The organism is Pedobacter soli (assembly GCF_900101435.1).
GTDB classification, from domain to species: Bacteria; Bacteroidota; Bacteroidia; order Sphingobacteriales; family Sphingobacteriaceae; genus Pedobacter; species Pedobacter soli.
Genome location: NZ_FMZH01000015.1, coordinates 27,254 through 44,339, shown reverse-complemented (window position 1 = coordinate 44,339; position 17,086 = coordinate 27,254). Strand labels below are relative to the sequence as shown.

The 17,086-nt window shown below is 40.0% G+C and carries 17 protein-coding genes; 15 read left to right on the top strand and 2 right to left on the bottom strand.

From position 1 onward, the window contains the following. Positions 1–17: 17 nt before the first annotated feature. The 9 genes from cmk to BLR37_RS22370 all read left to right on the top strand — a co-directional run bounded on the left by cmk (position 18) and on the right by BLR37_RS22370 (position 10,421). A complete protein-coding gene (gene cmk, locus BLR37_RS22410) occupies positions 18–698 on the top strand; it encodes a (d)CMP kinase (RefSeq protein WP_090772568.1) in 681 nt (226 codons plus the stop codon). Between the two features lie 406 nt (positions 699–1,104). After that, complete coding sequence (locus BLR37_RS22405; protein ID WP_090772663.1) at positions 1,105–1,935, top strand: 3-keto-disaccharide hydrolase; 831 nt, start codon at positions 1,105–1,107, stop codon at positions 1,933–1,935. A gap of 60 nt (positions 1,936–1,995) precedes the next feature. After that, positions 1,996–3,495, top strand: a complete 1,500-nt coding sequence (locus BLR37_RS22400; protein ID WP_090772566.1) for a TPM domain-containing protein — start codon at positions 1,996–1,998, stop codon at positions 3,493–3,495. Between the two features lie 132 nt (positions 3,496–3,627). Beyond that, positions 3,628–4,611 carry an SH3 domain-containing protein gene (locus BLR37_RS22395; protein WP_090772564.1) on the top strand — a complete coding sequence of 328 codons (984 nt, stop codon included), beginning with the start codon at positions 3,628–3,630 and terminating at the stop codon, positions 4,609–4,611. Positions 4,612–5,127: 516 nt separating this feature from the next. Then, on the top strand, positions 5,128–7,062 hold the full coding sequence (gene rpsA, locus BLR37_RS22390; protein ID WP_039482263.1) for a 30S ribosomal protein S1: 1,935 nt from the start codon (positions 5,128–5,130) through the stop codon (positions 7,060–7,062). Positions 7,063–7,413: 351 nt separating this feature from the next. Further along, positions 7,414–9,078 carry a beta-N-acetylhexosaminidase gene (locus BLR37_RS22385; RefSeq protein WP_090772562.1) on the top strand — a complete coding sequence of 555 codons (1,665 nt, stop codon included), beginning with the start codon at positions 7,414–7,416 and terminating at the stop codon, positions 9,076–9,078. A gap of 76 nt (positions 9,079–9,154) precedes the next feature. Continuing rightward, the gene (locus tag BLR37_RS22380; protein WP_090772560.1) at positions 9,155–9,340 is read left to right on the top strand and encodes a hypothetical protein; all 186 of its coding nucleotides are present in this window, start codon (positions 9,155–9,157) and stop codon (positions 9,338–9,340) included. A 3-nt stretch (positions 9,341–9,343) separates the two neighbouring features. After that, positions 9,344–9,820, top strand: a complete 477-nt coding sequence (locus tag BLR37_RS22375) for an RNA polymerase sigma factor (protein WP_090772558.1) — start codon at positions 9,344–9,346, stop codon at positions 9,818–9,820. Between the two features lies 1 nt (position 9,821). After that, positions 9,822–10,421, top strand: coding sequence for a hypothetical protein (locus BLR37_RS22370; protein WP_090772556.1), 600 nt, complete (start codon positions 9,822–9,824; stop codon positions 10,419–10,421). Here BLR37_RS22370 and BLR37_RS22365 read toward each other — a convergent pair. Next, the gene (locus BLR37_RS22365; protein ID WP_090772661.1) at positions 10,410–11,336 is read right to left on the bottom strand and encodes an AraC family transcriptional regulator; all 927 of its coding nucleotides are present in this window, start codon (positions 11,334–11,336) and stop codon (positions 10,410–10,412) included. The two genes, BLR37_RS22370 and BLR37_RS22365, sit on opposite strands and share 12 nt — an antisense overlap. A gap of 235 nt (positions 11,337–11,571) precedes the next feature. Here BLR37_RS22365 and BLR37_RS22360 point away from each other — a divergent pair, with 235 nt between their 5' ends. From BLR37_RS22360 to BLR37_RS22350, 3 genes are all read left to right on the top strand, one after another. Beyond that, positions 11,572–12,969 (top strand): aldehyde dehydrogenase family protein, encoded by a 1,398-nt coding sequence (locus BLR37_RS22360; RefSeq protein WP_279615753.1) that lies wholly within the window; start codon positions 11,572–11,574, stop codon positions 12,967–12,969. 204 nt (positions 12,970–13,173) lie between these two features. Continuing rightward, a complete protein-coding gene (locus BLR37_RS22355) occupies positions 13,174–13,548 on the top strand; it encodes a DUF779 domain-containing protein (protein ID WP_090772554.1) in 375 nt (124 codons plus the stop codon). Between the two features lie 109 nt (positions 13,549–13,657). Beyond that, the gene (locus tag BLR37_RS22350; protein ID WP_090772551.1) at positions 13,658–13,858 is read left to right on the top strand and encodes a hypothetical protein; all 201 of its coding nucleotides are present in this window, start codon (positions 13,658–13,660) and stop codon (positions 13,856–13,858) included. 3 nt (positions 13,859–13,861) lie between these two features. On the opposite strand, the gene BLR37_RS22345 is transcribed toward BLR37_RS22350, so the two are convergent. After that, the gene (locus tag BLR37_RS22345) at positions 13,862–14,263 is read right to left on the bottom strand and encodes a thiol-disulfide oxidoreductase DCC family protein (RefSeq protein WP_090772659.1); all 402 of its coding nucleotides are present in this window, start codon (positions 14,261–14,263) and stop codon (positions 13,862–13,864) included. Between the two features lie 130 nt (positions 14,264–14,393). Here BLR37_RS22345 and BLR37_RS22340 point away from each other — a divergent pair, with 130 nt between their 5' ends. From BLR37_RS22340 to BLR37_RS22330, 3 genes are all read left to right on the top strand, one after another. Further along, positions 14,394–15,221, top strand: a complete 828-nt coding sequence (locus BLR37_RS22340; RefSeq protein ID WP_090772550.1) for an aminotransferase class IV — start codon at positions 14,394–14,396, stop codon at positions 15,219–15,221. 116 nt (positions 15,222–15,337) lie between these two features. Then, on the top strand, positions 15,338–15,883 hold the full coding sequence (gene pyrR, locus BLR37_RS22335; protein WP_039482230.1) for a bifunctional pyr operon transcriptional regulator/uracil phosphoribosyltransferase PyrR: 546 nt from the start codon (positions 15,338–15,340) through the stop codon (positions 15,881–15,883). Between the two features lie 7 nt (positions 15,884–15,890). After that, complete coding sequence (locus BLR37_RS22330; RefSeq protein WP_039482225.1) at positions 15,891–16,820, top strand: aspartate carbamoyltransferase catalytic subunit; 930 nt, start codon at positions 15,891–15,893, stop codon at positions 16,818–16,820. Positions 16,821–17,086: the final 266 nt, after the last annotated feature.

The following is a 17,086-nucleotide window of genomic DNA, read 5'->3' as shown; positions in this document are numbered from 1 at the left end:
TTTACCTTTGTAGCAGAATGAAGAAAAACTTGGTTATAGCTATTGATGGCTATTCATCTTGCGGAAAAAGCACCCTGGCAAAGGCATTGGCTAAAAAATTAGGTTTCATTTATGTAGATAGTGGCGCAATGTACCGTGCCGTTACCCTATATTTTCTTCGGAACCACATCGATGTTAGCAACGATGCCCAGGTTGAAGATGCTTTACAACACATCGAACTAAATTTTCATTCGCGCGATTACGAATCGCATATTACCCTCAACGGTGAAGAGGTTTCTGAAGAAATCCGCTTAATGCCCGTTTCTGAAAATGTAAGTGAGGTTTCTGCACACCGCATTGTTCGCCATGAAATGGTAAAACAACAGCAACGCATGGGCAGATCGAAAAATATTGTTATGGATGGCCGCGATATCGGCACTACGGTTTTTCCGCATGCACCTGTAAAATTCTTTATGACCGCCGATCCAAAAATCAGGGCAGAACGTCGCTTTAAAGAATTGGAGAGCAAAGGCAATAATGAAACTACTTTAGAAGAAGTTTTCGAAAACCTGGCGCACCGCGATTATGCTGATACTACCCGCAAAGAAAGTCCGCTGGTAAGAGCAGATGATGCCATTATTTTAGACAATACCGATTTAACCCAGGAAGAGCAATTAACTTTTGCACTATACCATGTAGAACCTTTTTTGGTTCAATAACCCATTTGTTCACTGGTCATTGGTTTATTGGTTAGCATGGTGGTTCATGGTCAATAGTTAATAGCGTGATCCAACTGAGTACTGCCAACTGAAAACTGTTAACTGGTCAATAGCTCATTGGTTAATAGTCCATAGCCTGATCCAACTGTAAACTGAAAACCGTCAACTGAAAACTGTTATCCCGTCAATAGTTTATTGGTCATTGGTTTATTGATCAATAGTTCATAGCCTGATCCAACTCTAAACTGAAAACTGCCAACTGAAAACCATTATCTCGTCAATAGTTTATTGGTTAGCACGTTCAGAAAAAAATTTTCCGTGATAATCTGTTCATTTGTGGCTAAATATTAGCGCGTTTGCCATTGAAAAAAAATTCATATTTTTAGCACCTAACCCAAATGCAAATATGAAATTAAGATCAATGTGCCTTACGGCATTATTTTTAGTTACCGCAACGTTATGTGCCAATGCCCAAAAAGGCTGGATTAACCTTTTCAACGGAAAGGATTTAAAAGACTGGAACATTAAAATTGCTAAACATGAATACAAAGAAAATTACGCCAATACCTTCCGTGTTGAAGATGGCTTAATGAAAGTAAGTTACGATGACTATGAAGATTTTAACCAGCAATACGGCCATATTTTTTACAAAAAACCCTTTTCGGCCTACCTCCTAAAAGTTACCTATCGTTTTGTTGGCGATCAGGCTAAAGGTGGTGAAGGTTGGGCAACCCGAAACAGCGGCGCCATGTTACATTGCCAGGATCCGGCCACGATGTTGAAAAATCAGGATTTCCCAATCTCGATTGAAGGACAAATTTTAGGTGGCGATGGCGAACACGAACGTCACACCAGCAATGTTTGTACTCCGGGCACCTTAATTAATTACAATGGTAAATTGTTTACGCCACACTGTTTAGATTCAAAATCGAAAACTTACGCTGGCGACCAATGGGTAACTGCAGAGTTTTTAGTTTTAGGCGATTCGGTGATTAAACATATTATTGGTGGCGAAGTAGTTTTAGAATACACTAAACCACAAATTGGTGGTGGCAGCGTTTCTAATTACGATCCAAAAGTTAAAGTTGATGGCAAGCCACTAACCTCGGGCTACATTTCTTTGCAAAGTGAGAGTCACCCGATCCATTTCAAATCGGTACAACTTTATGATTTGGAGCCTTACATGAAAGATAAAGCAAAACTAGATAAGGTGCTTGCAAAAATTTTAAAAGAGTAAACCATATTGGCATCTGTTTGTTAAATGATGACGCCATAATTTTACAACTCAATTAATACAATGCTCAAAACCCATTTAACCAAGCATTTTGCCCTTTTACTTTTTCTTTTCCTGTCCAATTTAGCCTTTGCACAAACCGTCTATCAGGTAAAAGATATTCCCGATCCAAAAAATAACGATGGTGGCTACGTTAGCGATCCCGATAACATTTTAGGTAGTGGTACTGTTGCAACATTAAACAGTACCATCGCCGATTTTGAAGCAAAAACCAATGTTCAGGTTGCGGTAGTTATTGTTAACGATTTCGACCACGACAAGGAAGATTTCGACTTTGCTTACGAGCTGTTCCAGTACTGGGGTATTGGCCAAAAAACAAGCAACAATGGTCTCCTCCTGTTTATAGCCAAAGACCGCCGAAAATACCGTTTTATAACCGGTACAGGAACCGAAGGTGTTCTGCCTGACGTTACGCTTAAACATATTGCCCAAGATAACCTGGTGCCCGCCTTTAGAGAAAATGATTTTAGCGCGGGCATTACCAACACTATTAACGCCATTGGCGAAATTATTTTAAACCCGAATAATAAACAGGAACTTAATCAGCTTTTTACACAGCGTGAAAGCAGTTCACCCCTCGAAAATTTTTGGCTGCCTTCCCTTGTCATTATCCTGGCTTTTTTCGGGGTATTTAAAATTGTAAACCGGCAGGCTAAAACCGGCTTCAACCTAAAAAGCCTTAATAAGCAAGAAAACAATTACGATAAAACCATAGCAAAAGGCTGTATCGGTATATTCTTTTTTGTTTTCATTTCGGTATTTGTTGTGGTTTTTACCGATAGTTTTGAACTATTTAGAGAAATTAAACTGGCGTACGTACCCTATATCCTTTTTGGGGTCTTAGCTATTGCCCTTTTCTTCAGGTATCTGTTTTATATTTCTACGATAAGAAAAGCACACCAGGACGACGAAAACTTTTTTGATGCGGTTGTTGCCTTTCACAAGAAAAACTGGTGGTTAATCTTGTTCTCTCCGATTATCCTGATCGCGATGATGATACACCTGATTAAACGGGTAAAAACCACCGAGCGCTTTAAACCTGTTTTAGATAGCCAGAACAATGCAATGGTACGCATTGACCGCGATATTAACATTGAAGGAGAACCTTTTTTAACCAAAGGGCAGCGCAAGGAAGAGGTAATACAGGCATACGATTATGATATTTGGGAAAGTACCGACCATAAAGAACACCTGATTAAATCCTGGCCCGCCGAAGCTTACAACAGCTACACCGAATGTCCATCATGTAGTTTCAGGACTTATAAACTGAACAAAAAAGTAACGGTTAAAGCAGCAACTTATAGTCATGAAGGGCAGGCCAAAATGATCAATGAATGCAGCTTTTGCAAGAAAACAGAATTTATAAAATGGATTACCCTGGCCATGCTGGTCGAATCGAGTTCATCTTCCGGTTCTTCTTCTGGCAGCAGCAGTTCTTCGTCTTCATCAAGTAGCTGGGGCGGTGGCAGTAGCAGTGGAGGCGGTACAGGAGGTAGCTGGTAAAGCATTGCGATTTAACTGCTTGTTTTAACTTGCTAATTAAAAGTATTTTCTAATTTTGGGGCACTTAGCACGATGTTTGCTCTTAATGCCGTGCAATAATTTTATTAAACTGCTTTGCGCAACCCTATTCTTATGACCAGAACCTTATTCCTGTTTTTTGCCCTTTTTATGCTCTCGCTAACGGTTAATGCACAAGACATGTACCGTGTTACCGCTGATAAATTACGCGTTAGGGCAACAAAAGATTCGAAGAGTAAGGTGATCGGTTCGATCTCTCAAAATGAAAAGGTGGCAGTTTTAGATGCCAGCGATGCTAAATTTTACAAGGTAAAATTAAAAAATGGTGAGGGCTGGGCCAGTAAAGATTTTTTAGCGAAAATTGCCCCGGCAGCTCAACCTGCAACACCTGTAGCCACTACCGCCACACCAAATACGCAAACACCAACAACAGCGGGCAGCGAAGACATGTACCGGGTAACAGCCGATGATTTAAGGGTACGCGAAAAGGCTGATGTGAAAAGCAAAATTGTAGGCTACCTGCCCAAAGACGAAAACGTGGCTGTGATCGATTCATCGAACGCGACCTATTTTAAAATTAAAGTAACCAATGGCGAAGGCTGGGTAAGTAAAGAATTTTTGGTACGGGTTTCGCCGGTAAAGGCTCCGGCACAAAAAACTACCATTGCGGCTTCGGTACCACAATCGAGCAAAGATTATTCGGGCATTATTTTTATTGCCGTAGTGGCGGTTATTTTGTTTGCCATTTTATACTTCTCACTTAAGTATGCCAGTGGTAATAAATTTATCATTGGTTTCTCGGTAATCGTAATTTTGGTGGTAGGCTATTTTTGCTACATCACTTTTGTGGCCGAAAAGGTGGTTACGGGTACATTTGCCAGTGGCGAAGACATCCAGTATAAATCTTTCAATTTTAAATCGAAAGATTCGGTAACGGTGAGCGATGCCTACAACGATTCTATTTTCACCTCTAAATATGTGATTGATGGCGATATGATTAAATTATACGACCAGCAAAACACCATTATGTTATTGATCAGGGATGAACAGACCTTGATTGGCGAGGGCTTTACGCGGGGAACGTTTACGAAAAAATAAATCTAAACCATAATCGGCTTAATGGGAAAACACGTACATTTCTGTGCTACTACCTGTGATTCGTCCCTCCGGGACGACTTATAAACAGACAAGTGCGACAAATTTTAAAAACCCGTCCCGGAGGGACGGCTCCCGGGTAGCCAAATAATTTATTATTGGCGTTTGGTTGATTTTGAGCTCAAGCCCTCGTTTTTAAACCCGATAGAGCGGAATAGCCCGCATCCCGATATTTCATCGGGAGAGGACTATAAGCGATAGCGGGACTGCATTAACCCAAGCATTGCTGCCTGTTCATTTTCAGATAATTAAATTAAAAAACACAATCAAATGCTTACACAAGCTATGATATTACCAACTAAATTTAAATAAACACCCCGCCTTTCAGGCACCCCTCCGTTGGAGGGGAATTATAAAGCGCTAAAAATCAGCTAGATTTATTAAAAAAAACTTTTCCATAATTAAAAAAAGTATTACCTTTGCAGTCCCTAAATAGGGAAAAAAGGAGATAATTAATTAATGGCTAAAAAACAAGTAGCAGAAAAAGAATTAGCAGCTAAAACAGCTGAACTTCAGGGAGAAGGCGGACGCCTGACTGAAAAAGAAACTATTGAATCAGAAGCTGATTCAGTTTCGATCGAATCGATCAAATCATCATTAGCAACACCAAGCGAAGATTTCGACTGGGATGCAGATGAAAAAGTTTTTGGTAACTACAATGAAGCAGACCGTAAAAAGTTTGAGGATATGTATGCCGGAACATTCAACCAGATCACTAAAGGTGAAATCATCAGCGGTATCGTTGTTTCAATCAACAACAAAGACGTAGTATTAAACGTAGGTTTCAAATCAGACGGTTTAGTTTCTACTTCTGAGTTCCGTGATACACCAGATCTAAAAATCGGCGATTCAGTTGACGTATTCGTTGAAGCACCAGAAGATGCTAACGGTCAATTGATTCTTTCTCGCAAAAGAGCTAAAACCCAAAGATCATGGGAAGCAATTAACGAGGCACTTGAGAACGACAGAATCATCAACGGTTTCGTTAAGAGCCGTACTAAAGGTGGTTTAATTGTTGATATCATGGGCGTTGAAGCTTTCTTACCAGGATCTCAAATTGATATTAAACCTATCCGCGATTACGATGTATACGTGGGTAAAACAATGGAATTCAAAGTTGTTAAAATTAACCACGAGTTTAAAAACGTAGTAGTTTCTCACAAAGTGTTAATTGAAGACGATTTAGAATCACAAAAAGTAGAAATCGTTTCTAAATTAGAAAAAGGTCAGGTATTAGAAGGTACTGTTAAAAACATTACAGATTTCGGTGTGTTCATCGATTTAGGTGGTGTTGATGGTTTACTTCACATTACTGACATTTCTTGGGGCCGCATAGAGCATCCGAAAGAAGTATTATCATTAGATGAAAAAATCAACGTGGTTGTTTTAGATTTCGATGATGAGAAAAAACGTATCGCTTTAGGCTTGAAACAATTAACTCCACACCCTTGGGAGAACTTAAGTGCTGACATTCAGGTTGGTTCTAAAGTAAAAGGAAAAATCGTAACTGTTGCAGATTACGGTGCTTTCTTAGAAATCATCCCTGGTGTTGAAGGTTTAATCCACGTTTCTGAAATGAGCTGGTCACAAAACTTAAGAAACCCACAAGAGTTCTTAAAAGTTGGTGATGAGATCGAAGCTGAAGTTTTAACTTTAGACAGAGACGAGCGCAAAATGAGCTTAGGTATTAAACAATTATCTAACGATCCATGGCAAGAAGTTGCTGCTAAATTCCCTGTTGGAAGCAAGCACAAAGCAACTGTTAAAAACATGACTAACTTCGGTGTATTTGTTGAAATCGAAGAAGGTATTGATGGTTTAATCCACATTTCTGACTTATCATGGTCTAAAAAAGTTAACCACCCTAACGAATTCACTAAAGTTGGTGATGTATTAGACGTAGTTGTTTTAGAATTAGACGTTGATAACCGTAAATTAAGCTTAGGTCACAAACAATTAGAAGAAAACCCTTGGGATACTTTCGAAACGATCTTCACTTTAGATTCGGTTCACCAGGGTACTGTTGTTAAAGTAACTGATAAAGGTGCTGTTATTGCTTTACCTTATGGTGTAGAAGGTTTCGTACCTACTAAACACATGGTTAAAGAAGATGGTACTTCAGTTAAAGCTGAAGAAACCAATGACTTCAAAATCATTGAATTCAACAAAGAAGCAAAACGTATCGTAGTATCTCACGCCCGTATCTGGGAAGAGGTTAAAGCTGAAGCTGTAGCAGAAGAAAGAAATGCTAAGAAAAAAGAAGCTAAAGCTGCTGTAACTGCGGTTAAAAAAGTTAAAGATTCTGTAGAGAAATCTACTTTAGGAGACTTAGACGTATTGGCTCAATTGAAATCGCAATTAGAAGGCGAAGAAAGCAAAGCTAAAAAAGGCTAGTTCTTTTTAACTGAAATATTAATCCCGATAGCGAAAGTTATCGGGATTTTTTTTGCCCCATCCTTTAAGGTTTTTGAAACCTTAAAGGATTATTTTTTACCCTGCAACCTATAGCAGCCACGGAAACACGGAGTGCACGGATTTCCTTGATGAATCGTCATTGCGAGGAGGAACGACGAAGCAATCTTTCATATTGACGATTCCTGCAAGAAAGATTGCTTCGTCGGCTGAAAAAGCCTTCTCGCAATGACGAATTTTTTATTATGTAACAAAGTAATTCGTTCTACCATCCTATTCCCGGCATCCACCAATTATCACTACTTTTGAAAAGCGTAACCTAGCCTTTTCAGCATGAAAAAAATTATCTTTTTATTTCTGGTCCTCATTTCGTTCAAAGTTTCTGCCCAGGAGATTAATATTATCCCGCAGCCTGCATACCAGAAAACAGAGCCTGGCAAAAAACCTTTCATCATCGATTCGAAAACGCAGATCGTAATAATAGATTCTACCCTGACCCCGGCAGCCGATTTCCTGAATAATTACCTTCAAAAATATTTTAAGCTAAAGCTCAATATCACTAAGGTTACGCCCAACAAAAATTTTATCGCATTTATTTCAAACAGGAGAATCAGTGAATTTGAAGATGCCTATAACCTGATTGCTTCAGATCAGAATGTCACAATAAGCGGCACATCAGCGGCGGGTATATTTTATGGCATTCAGTCAGTTATTCAATTGCTTCCTACTGGCCTAAGTAATCAGGTAACAATTCCTTCAATTACAATTATAGATCACCCCCGCTTTGCTTACCGCGGCATGCACCTTGATGTAAGCCGTCATTTTTTTGATGTAGCCTTTATCAAACAATACATCGATTACCTGGCCCTGCATAAAATGAATTATTTCCACTGGCATTTAACCGATGATCATGGCTGGCGGATTGAAATCAAAAAATATCCTAAACTAACCGAAATTGGTGCCTGGCGCAATGGCAGTATTATTGGCCTATGGCCCGGAAAAGGCAACGAAAATATTAAATACCAGGTACTGCCCAACGAAATTAAAATTACGCCAAAAGATGCTGTAATTAAAACCGATGGCATTCGTCATGGCGGCTTTTATACACAGGAACAAATTAAAGAAGTGGTTGATTATGCTGCTAAACGCTACATTACCATTATTCCCGAAATTGAGATGCCTGCGCACAGCATGGCTTTACTGGCTGCCTATCCGGAATTAGGCACCGAACCCAACAAAAAGTACACCGTAGCCGAAACCTGGGGCATGATGAACAAATACAATAATGTACTGCAGGCTTCTGATACTACTTTTAAGTTTTTAGAAAATGTTTTAACAGAGGTAATGGCCTTATTCCCTTCCCCTTATATCCACATTGGTGGCGATGAGGCTTCTAAGGTATGGTGGAAACAATCGGCAGTTTCGCAGCAGGTAATGAGGGCCAACGGCTTAAAAACCGAGAGTGAACTTCAAAGTTATTTTATCCGCAGGATGGAGAAATTTGTAAACAGCAAAGGAAAAACCATCATCGGCTGGAACGAAATTTTACAGGGAGGCCTGGCACCAAATGCAGTGGTAATGAGCTGGCAGGGCGAAAAAGGTGGCATAGAAGCAGCAAAGCAAAACCACAAAGCCATTATGACCCCTGAAAATAAAATGTACTTTAATCACGGCCAGTTTGTAAAAGAAGATAGTTTAACCGCAAGTACCCCATCACTTCTGGCTGATGTGTACAACTATGAACCTGTGCCGTCAGAATTAAATGCCGAACAGGCCAAATACATTTGGGGTGCACAGGGCTGCTTGTGGAGCGAATACATTACCAACCCGGCAAAAGTACAGTACCAGCTTTTTCCTCGCCTGGATGCCTTAAGCGAAGTGTTGTGGAGCCCGAAAGAAAAACGAAATTATCCTGATTTCCAGAAACGCCTGAAAGCACAGTTTCAACGCTACGATTTGATGGGCATTACCTACTCAAAAAGGTACCTGGTAAATTAATTTTATCAGGCTGTAATTTTTTGAGGCTATTGTTTACTAACTGTTCAAAAATTAGTGATTCAGTAAGAGTAGTAACATGGAAAACAAAACTTCAAAATTCGGAACAACGGCATTTTTAATTTGTGTTGTAAGCTGTACCAACATGCCTTATTTTTTAAAATACCCTTTATTGCTTGTGGCAGCAATATCTTTGGTTATCGGGATTTACCAATACCAGAAAACATTTAAATCTACGGCCAAACCAGTAGATCAGGCTAAATAAGATATGATAGCAAAATCTTATCTCGATAAACTCGAAGCACATAAAGGCATTATCTATAAAATGGTAAACCTGTATGCAGATGACGAGGAAGACCGTAAAGATTTATATCAGGAAATTGTTTTCCAAAGCTGGCAAGCCTATCCCCGCTTTAAGGGCGATGCCCTATTTTCGACCTGGCTGTATAAGCTCAGCTTAAATGTATCGCTCTCTTTTTTAAGCAAACAACAAAAACGAACGCAGCTTAAAAACCGCGAAGCACTGGATTATTATTTCGAACCACCTGAATTATCAGAACGTGCCGACTGGCTGTACCGTTGCATTAAACAACTCACAGAAATTGACCGCAGTATAATCATGCTTCATCTCGATGGTTTCGACAATACCGAAATCAGCGAAATGATGGGGATCTCCAGAAACCACGCCAACGTGAAATTACATCGCATTAAACAACAATTAACCACCCTTTTAACAGGCAAATAACATGAATTTAGAACAAGAATGGCAAAACCTGGGTGTAGAATTTAACACAAAAGCCAGCCAAATAGATACTTCAAAGCTAACTATTGATGAGAAAGCACATAGCCTTTTACAGGAACTGATTTTTAAACTGAAGTGGAAATTAAGGTGGATCAGAATTATTGATCTTCCGCTTTTAGCGCTGGCCATATTTGCCAAAGGCGATTTAAAAATATTGCTGCTGCTTGTTGTAATTACCTACGAGATCTGCAGGGCATTGGGTGTGCGCGATTTTAACAAAATTAAAACAACTGTAGACTTTAACGCCAACACCAAACAGGTGCTTATGGATAACCTTAACGCTATAAAAAAGATTTTAAGCGGCGAAACCATTTTCGGCTACATCTTTTTGCCCTTAGCTGGCCCCATCGGTTTACTGGCCTACCGCCTATATGTACACCAAAGCTTTGAGCAAGTAATTCAGCGGCCATATTTTTTCATACAAATGGCCTTGTTGGCACTGGTTGGTATTCCTTTTATCTGGTTGACCAAACGTATGAACGACAGTATTTTTAAGAAACCTTTAAAACAGCTGAGCGATAAGCTAAATGATTTAATGGATTAACTGGTTGGCCACCTGCAACTGGTAAGCCCCAGGGGTAATGCCTACAATCTTTTTAAACGTGCGGATAAAATAATTGGCATCGCTAAAGCCGAGCTCGTAACTGATAGAAGCTACTTTACCTCCTGGCTGCGACAACAATACTTTGGCTTTATTTATTTTTTCAGCCAGAATAAAATCGTTCGGACTAATGCCCAGCTCGCGTTTAAACAACCGGTAAAAAGTGGCTTTGCTCATGCAGGCCTTATCGCTCAGGCTGTTAATGTTAATCTTCTCGTTTAAATTGGCCTTAATGTAATTGAGTACATAAGCCAACGGATTATGATTAGGATTATGCGTATCGCTGTTTAAAATATTCAAATTCTGGGTTTGCATGATCCTAACCAGCAATTCTTTAAGTGTTAAATCGGCCAGGATATCTTTTTCTTTGGAGCGTTCGGAGCAAATGCGGATTACTTTGTTAATCAGATAAGCAATTTCTTCGTTATTGTAAAAGTGGTATTGATCGTAGTTTAGCAACCACTTTTCATTACTCCCTTCTTTAGGAAAAAATTCATTTAGATAAGCAATGGTTTTCTTAATCTGATCCTGATCTATGGCCAAGGCAATACATTGGGTAGGGTTTACGTTTGTGGCTTCAGGAAAATCGATTTTCATGGTTACAGCAGGCGGAACAATAACCGTTTGGCCAGGAAAGTAATCGAATCCTTTTTTATCGAACAAATGCATCACCTTTTTGCCCCTCAGCATACTGGTAATCACAAAATCGTTAAAGGTAAGCGGAACCCGGTACGATTCGGTATAGGTTTCGAAAACATTGAGCTCGCAACGCTCTAAAGTATAAGAAGTACGGTTCTCCACCAAAGTCTGCAAACTTTCTGATTTACTTAAACTTACCTGATCCAATACATGTGCCATAACAATAAAGATTTGGTTAGCGAGCATTACTCTACTCAAATATAAAAGTATTTTGGCAAGCTTGTTCACGCTGCAACAATAATGCTATCGGTTGAGGCAATTATACTATCACCGCCATGTCTTTTGCCATTAGGTTTGTATTAACCAAATCTTAAAACCGCAAAGAAAACACAGAGCCAATTCTTTCCAGAATTGCTACAAGTGTTTTTCGGACCACACCAATTGAATAATAATTATGGAAAACTTAATTGAAAAACCGGCATTCAAATCCCACTATGATAACTATATCGGCGGAAAGTTTGTAGCACCGGTAAAAGGCGCTTATTTCGATAACATCTCTCCTATTGACGGGAAAGTATTTACCAAAGCTGCACACTCTACCAAAGAAGACCTAAGCCTAGCTGTTGATGCTGCACATGAAGCATTTAAAACCTGGAGCAAAACTTCTGCAACCGAAAGAAGCATTATACTGAATAAAATTGCCCAGCGGATGGAAGACAACCTGGAATATCTGGCCACCGTTGAAACCATCGATAATGGTAAAGCTGTACGCGAAACCCTGGCGGCCGATTTACCACTTGGAATTGACCATTTCAGGTACTTTGCCGGAGTAATCCGTGCTGAAGAAGGTTCACTTTCAGAGCTAGACCATAATACCGTTTCCCTTATTGTTCACGAACCGATCGGTGTAGTTGCGCAAATTATTCCCTGGAACTTCCCTTTGTTAATGGGGATCTGGAAACTGGCGCCAGCCCTTGCAGCAGGTAATTGTGTGGTTTTAAAACCAGCCGAAAGTACACCGGTTTCGATCATGATCTTAATGGAATTAATTGGCGATTTATTGCCTCCGGGTGTAGTTAATGTGGTAAATGGTTTTGGTGCAGAGCTTGGCCGCGCATTGGTTACCAACCCTAAAATTGCTAAAGCTGCCTTTACCGGCTCTACACCAACCGGTAGGCTGGTTATGCAATATGCTACAGAAAATATCATCCCGGTTACATTGGAGTTGGGCGGTAAATCGCCCAATATCTTTTTCAGTTCAGTAATGGCAGAAGATGATGCCTTTTTAGATAAAGCTGTTGAAGGTGCAGTAATGTTTGCTTTAAACCAGGGCGAAATTTGCACCTGTCCTTCCCGCTTGCTGGTACAGGAAGATATCTACGAGAAATTTATCGCCAAAGTAATTGAGCGTACCAAAGCCATTAAAATTGGTAGCCCGCTTGATCGCACTGTGATGATGGGCGCACAAGCTTCAAAAATACAATACGAAAAAATTGCTGCTTACATCAAATTAGGTAAAGAAGAAGGCGCAGAAGTATTAACTGGTGGCGAAGTAAATGAGTTAAGCGGCGATTTAGGTGGCGGTTATTACATTAAACCCACCATTTTTAAAGGCCACAACAAAATGCGGATTTTTCAGGAAGAAATTTTTGGCCCCGTGCTGGCCGTTACTACTTTTAAAACCGTTGAAGAAGCTATCGAAATTGCCAATGATACCTTATATGGTTTAGGTGCCGGTGTTTGGACGCGTGATGCACACGAACTTTACCAGGTACCCAGGGCCATTCAGGCCGGCCGCGTTTGGGTTAACCAATACCATGCCTACCCTGCTGGCGCGCCATTTGGAGGCTAAAAACAATCGGGCGTTGGCCGCGAAAACCACAAAATGATGCTTGGTCATTACCGCCAGACCAAAAACATGTTAATTTCTTACGACAAGAACAAACTGGGCTTCTTTTAGCACAAAAAATTAAATTGTCCGTTGATTATAGATGCCGCAGTTAAACAGCCTGTTTACCTGCGGCTTATTGCAACCAGCTTAGTTTAAAATTTTACCATGACCAATAGAATCGACAGTACCCAAAAAGCAAAAGAACTGATTGCAATTTTAAAAGCACAGCATGGCGATTTGATGTTTTATCAGGCCGGTGGTTGTTGCGAAGGTACGCAACCCCAGTGTTTTGAAAAGGGTGGCTATTATCTCCGTATGCATGATGTTTGCCTCGGAGAAGTGGAAGGTTGTGAATTTTGGGTAGACCGCGATCTGTTTGAATATTGGCAGTTTTCGCACTTTACGCTCGATGTACTGGATGGTTTTGGTGTGGGTGGCTTTTCATTGGAAACCCCATTGCAAAAAACCTTTAAGGTGCATTATCGTTTATTTACAAAAGCAGAACTTGAAGATTTAGTGCCGGTTAAAACGGCAGAATAATGTTTGTATTTGGTTAATTGAAGTCAGTTTGGAGCAATCCGACTGGCTTTTTTATTTAATTAACCCCTGTATTAAAAATTAATGCAATCTTTGCATTCAAATCTAAGACATGAGGAAAGTATTTGCCGTAATCTGCACCATTATTACACTCTTTGCCATTAAAGAAGCAGTATATGTATTTACCTCTACTGAGCCGGATATGGTTAAACAGCGTGAAATCATGATTGTAATTGCATTAAGCATCTGTATCCCACTAATTATTCTATCGCTATGGCTTTGGTCGCCACGCAAAAAGAATAACGGCCAGTAATTACTAGGGATAAAATTTACTTTTTAAAGCCGGCGTAGGTATCCAGCAGCTTTCTTCCTTACCCCACCACTTGTAGCGGTTTTTGGCTATGATGTTGTAAAACCAGTCTCTAATAAATTTTGGAATGATAATAAAGCCATACAACAGTGGCCAGGCCCCATCCAGTTTTTTAGCAATCCTTAATGCCGCCGAAGATTTGGTATACAATTTCCCTTCTTCCAAAAGCAGCACAGTACTGAGTTGAGTTAGGTCGACATTAAATTTAGGCAGCACATCTTTAGCCAATTCGCCCTGAATGGCAGTAAAACCAAACTGATCTTTTTTATCGTGCGCTATAACAAACTGAACCGATGCATTGCAAAGGTTACACACTCCATCAAAAAAGATTATTGGCTTGTTAAGCATGGCTAAAATTAACAATTAACACCCGCATAAAAATCAGGCTTTTGTATTATTAACCTTCAATTCTGCTAAAAGTTTAGTAATTAAAGTTCAATTAGCTTAATTTTAAATATCATATTCAACACACAGCGCGATGTATATTTCGATCAACAACAAATTGTACCCGGCCGCAGAGGCCAATATTTCCGTTTCAGATTTAGCTGTACAAAGGGGTTTTGGTATTTTCGATTTTCTTAAAACGGTCAATCACAAACCCATTTTTATCGACAATTATTTCGACCGGTTTTATCATTCGGCACAGGAAATGAATATGGAAGTGAGTTTCGATCGCGCACAATTGCGCGAAAGCATCAACCAGCTGATTGAAAAAAATAACATCGCCAACTCAGGCATCAAAATAATTTTAACCGGTGGCTTTGCCGACGATGGCTATACCATGAGCAAACCCAACCTGATTATTACCCAAACACCCCTAGAGATTAATCCAGATCCTTTTAAAAACCCATTGAAACTACTTACCTATAATCATCAGCGCCAGCTACCAATGGTTAAGACGATCGATTACCTACAAGCCATCAGACTACAATCGTTTGTTAAAAACAGTGGTGCAGAAGATCTATTGTACCACAACAACGGCCTGATCAGGGAGTGCCCCAGGGCAAATTTCTTTATCGTAACCGATCATCAGATCGTGACGCCGAAAACAGAAATTTTAAAAGGAATTACCCGCAGCAAAATTTTAGGACTCGAAATTTCAGGTTATAAAATAGTAGAACGTGATTTTGAGCTCGAGGAGTTATACACCGCTAAAGAGGCTTTTATCAGCAGTTCTACCAAAAATGCCTGGCCGGTGGCGGTAATTGATGGCAAGGAAATTGGTAACGGTACTTTCGAAGTGGTAAAAGCAATAAACCATAAACTCCTTCAACTTATTGATGATTACCAGCAGCATGGCGCATAAAATATTACAATTGATAATAACTGAAAATTAAGATTTTAACCAACGAAAGCCAAAACAATCAGCATCTGGCTTTACAACCTTAAAACATTTTTATATATTTGCCCAATCCTTCTTCAATGCAAAAGAAAACACTTCTTGACGGACAAAAAATTCAGATTACAATTAAGAGGCTCTGCCATCAGTTAATTGAAAACCACGACGATTTCTCGAATACCGTTTTAATTGGCATTCAGCCAAGGGGTATCTTTTTGGCCGACCGTATTCACCAGGAATTACAAACCATCCTTAAAAACAAAAAAATATTAAAGGGTAACCTCGATATTACTTTCTTCAGGGATGATTTTCGCCGTAAAGACGGACTGGTAACTGCAAGCAGCAATTCTATCGATTTTATTATCGAAGGCAAAAAAGTAATCTTAATTGATGACGTACTTTGGACCGGCAGAACCATCAGGGCAGCAATGGATGCCATTTTGGCTTACGGCCGTCCGGAAAAAGTAGAACTTTTGGTTTTAATCGACCGCAGGTTCAGCAGGCATTTACCAATTGAGCCCGATTACATCGGCCATCAGGTAGACAGCCTCAATTCGCAACAGGTAAAAGTAACCTGGACAAGCGAAGGCAGTGAAGACAAAGTAGTTTTATTATCGGAAAAACAATAAATTGAAAATGGCAGCAGAAAAATTATCAACCCGACATCTTTTAGGCATTAAAGATATTAACCGGAATGATATCGAATTGATTTTCGAAACTGCAGATAATTTTAAGGAGGTGATTAACAGGCCCATTAAAAAGGTACCTTCACTTCGTGATATTACTATTGCCAACATTTTTTTCGAAAACTCTACCAGAACCAAACTTTCTTTCGAGCTTGCCGAAAAAAGGCTCTCAGCTGATGTGGTAAATTTTGCCGCCTCATCTTCGTCGGTAAGCAAAGGCGAAACCCTTATTGATACGGTAAACAACATCCTGTCGATGAAGGTGGATATGGTAGTGATGCGCCATCCTTATGCAGGTGCCGGTCAGTTTTTAAGTAAACATGTTAAAGCCCAGATTGTAAATGCGGGCGACGGTGCACACGAGCACCCTACACAAGCTTTGCTTGATGCTTTCTCTATCCGACAGAAACTGGGCGATGTGGCAGGTAAAAAAGTGGTTATTGTGGGCGATATTTTGCACTCGCGCGTGGCCATTTCCAATATCCTTTGCTTACAGCGCTTAGGTGCCGAGGTAATGGTATGCGGGCCTACTACACTTATCCCTAAACACATCCACCAACTGGGTGTAAAAGTAGAACATAACCTGATTAAAGCCCTGAACTGGTGCGATGTAGCCAATATGCTGCGTATTCAGTTAGAGCGCCAGGACATAAAATATTTCCCTTCGCTAAGAGAATACGCCATGATGTATGGCTTAAACAAACAAATCTTAGATAACCTGGATAAAGAAATCGTTGTCATGCACCCGGGCCCTATAAACCGCGGTGTAGAGATTACCAGCGATGTAGCCGACAGCAAGCAATCCATCATTCTGGAGCAGGTAGAAAACGGTGTTGCCATTCGTATGGCGGTGTTGTATTTACTTGCGAGTCAGGGCTAGAGTTGAGCTGGGAGTTTGGGGTTGTTAGTTTGGAGTCTTCAGTCCAGAGTCATCAGCTCCATTGGTTAATAGTCGATAGCCTGATGTTTAAACTGTTGCCGATAGCTATTAAACAGTTAACCGATTTAAACAATTAACCAGTTAACCCACTAAGCAGTTTTCAATTGGCACTTTCCAGTTTGCAATGTAACAATCTCCAACAATTACAACAATACAGTTAACCGATTTAAACAATTAACCAGTTAACCCACTAAGCAGTTTTCAGT

What these genes read in the sequence shown, in the direction of transcription:
- cmk (WP_090772568.1), top strand. Translation starts at nt 18, where the DNA reads ATGAAGAAAAACTTGGTTATAGCTATTGATGGCTATTCATCTTGCGGA.
- BLR37_RS22405 (WP_090772663.1), top strand. Translation starts at nt 1,105, where the DNA reads ATGAAATTAAGATCAATGTGCCTTACGGCATTATTTTTAGTTACCGCA.
- BLR37_RS22400 (WP_090772566.1), top strand. Translation starts at nt 1,996, where the DNA reads ATGCTCAAAACCCATTTAACCAAGCATTTTGCCCTTTTACTTTTTCTT.
- BLR37_RS22395 (WP_090772564.1), top strand. Translation starts at nt 3,628, where the DNA reads ATGACCAGAACCTTATTCCTGTTTTTTGCCCTTTTTATGCTCTCGCTA.
- rpsA (WP_039482263.1), top strand. Translation starts at nt 5,128, where the DNA reads ATGGCTAAAAAACAAGTAGCAGAAAAAGAATTAGCAGCTAAAACAGCT.
- BLR37_RS22385 (WP_090772562.1), top strand. Translation starts at nt 7,414, where the DNA reads ATGAAAAAAATTATCTTTTTATTTCTGGTCCTCATTTCGTTCAAAGTT.
- BLR37_RS22380 (WP_090772560.1), top strand. Translation starts at nt 9,155, where the DNA reads ATGGAAAACAAAACTTCAAAATTCGGAACAACGGCATTTTTAATTTGT.
- BLR37_RS22375 (WP_090772558.1), top strand. Translation starts at nt 9,344, where the DNA reads ATGATAGCAAAATCTTATCTCGATAAACTCGAAGCACATAAAGGCATT.
- BLR37_RS22370 (WP_090772556.1), top strand. Translation starts at nt 9,822, where the DNA reads ATGAATTTAGAACAAGAATGGCAAAACCTGGGTGTAGAATTTAACACA.
- BLR37_RS22365 (WP_090772661.1), bottom strand. Translation starts at nt 11,336, where the DNA reads ATGGCACATGTATTGGATCAGGTAAGTTTAAGTAAATCAGAAAGTTTG.
- BLR37_RS22360 (WP_279615753.1), top strand. Translation starts at nt 11,572, where the DNA reads ATGGAAAACTTAATTGAAAAACCGGCATTCAAATCCCACTATGATAAC.
- BLR37_RS22355 (WP_090772554.1), top strand. Translation starts at nt 13,174, where the DNA reads ATGACCAATAGAATCGACAGTACCCAAAAAGCAAAAGAACTGATTGCA.
- BLR37_RS22350 (WP_090772551.1), top strand. Translation starts at nt 13,658, where the DNA reads ATGAGGAAAGTATTTGCCGTAATCTGCACCATTATTACACTCTTTGCC.
- BLR37_RS22345 (WP_090772659.1), bottom strand. Translation starts at nt 14,263, where the DNA reads ATGCTTAACAAGCCAATAATCTTTTTTGATGGAGTGTGTAACCTTTGC.
- BLR37_RS22340 (WP_090772550.1), top strand. Translation starts at nt 14,394, where the DNA reads ATGTATATTTCGATCAACAACAAATTGTACCCGGCCGCAGAGGCCAAT.
- pyrR (WP_039482230.1), top strand. Translation starts at nt 15,338, where the DNA reads ATGCAAAAGAAAACACTTCTTGACGGACAAAAAATTCAGATTACAATT.
- BLR37_RS22330 (WP_039482225.1), top strand. Translation starts at nt 15,891, where the DNA reads ATGGCAGCAGAAAAATTATCAACCCGACATCTTTTAGGCATTAAAGAT.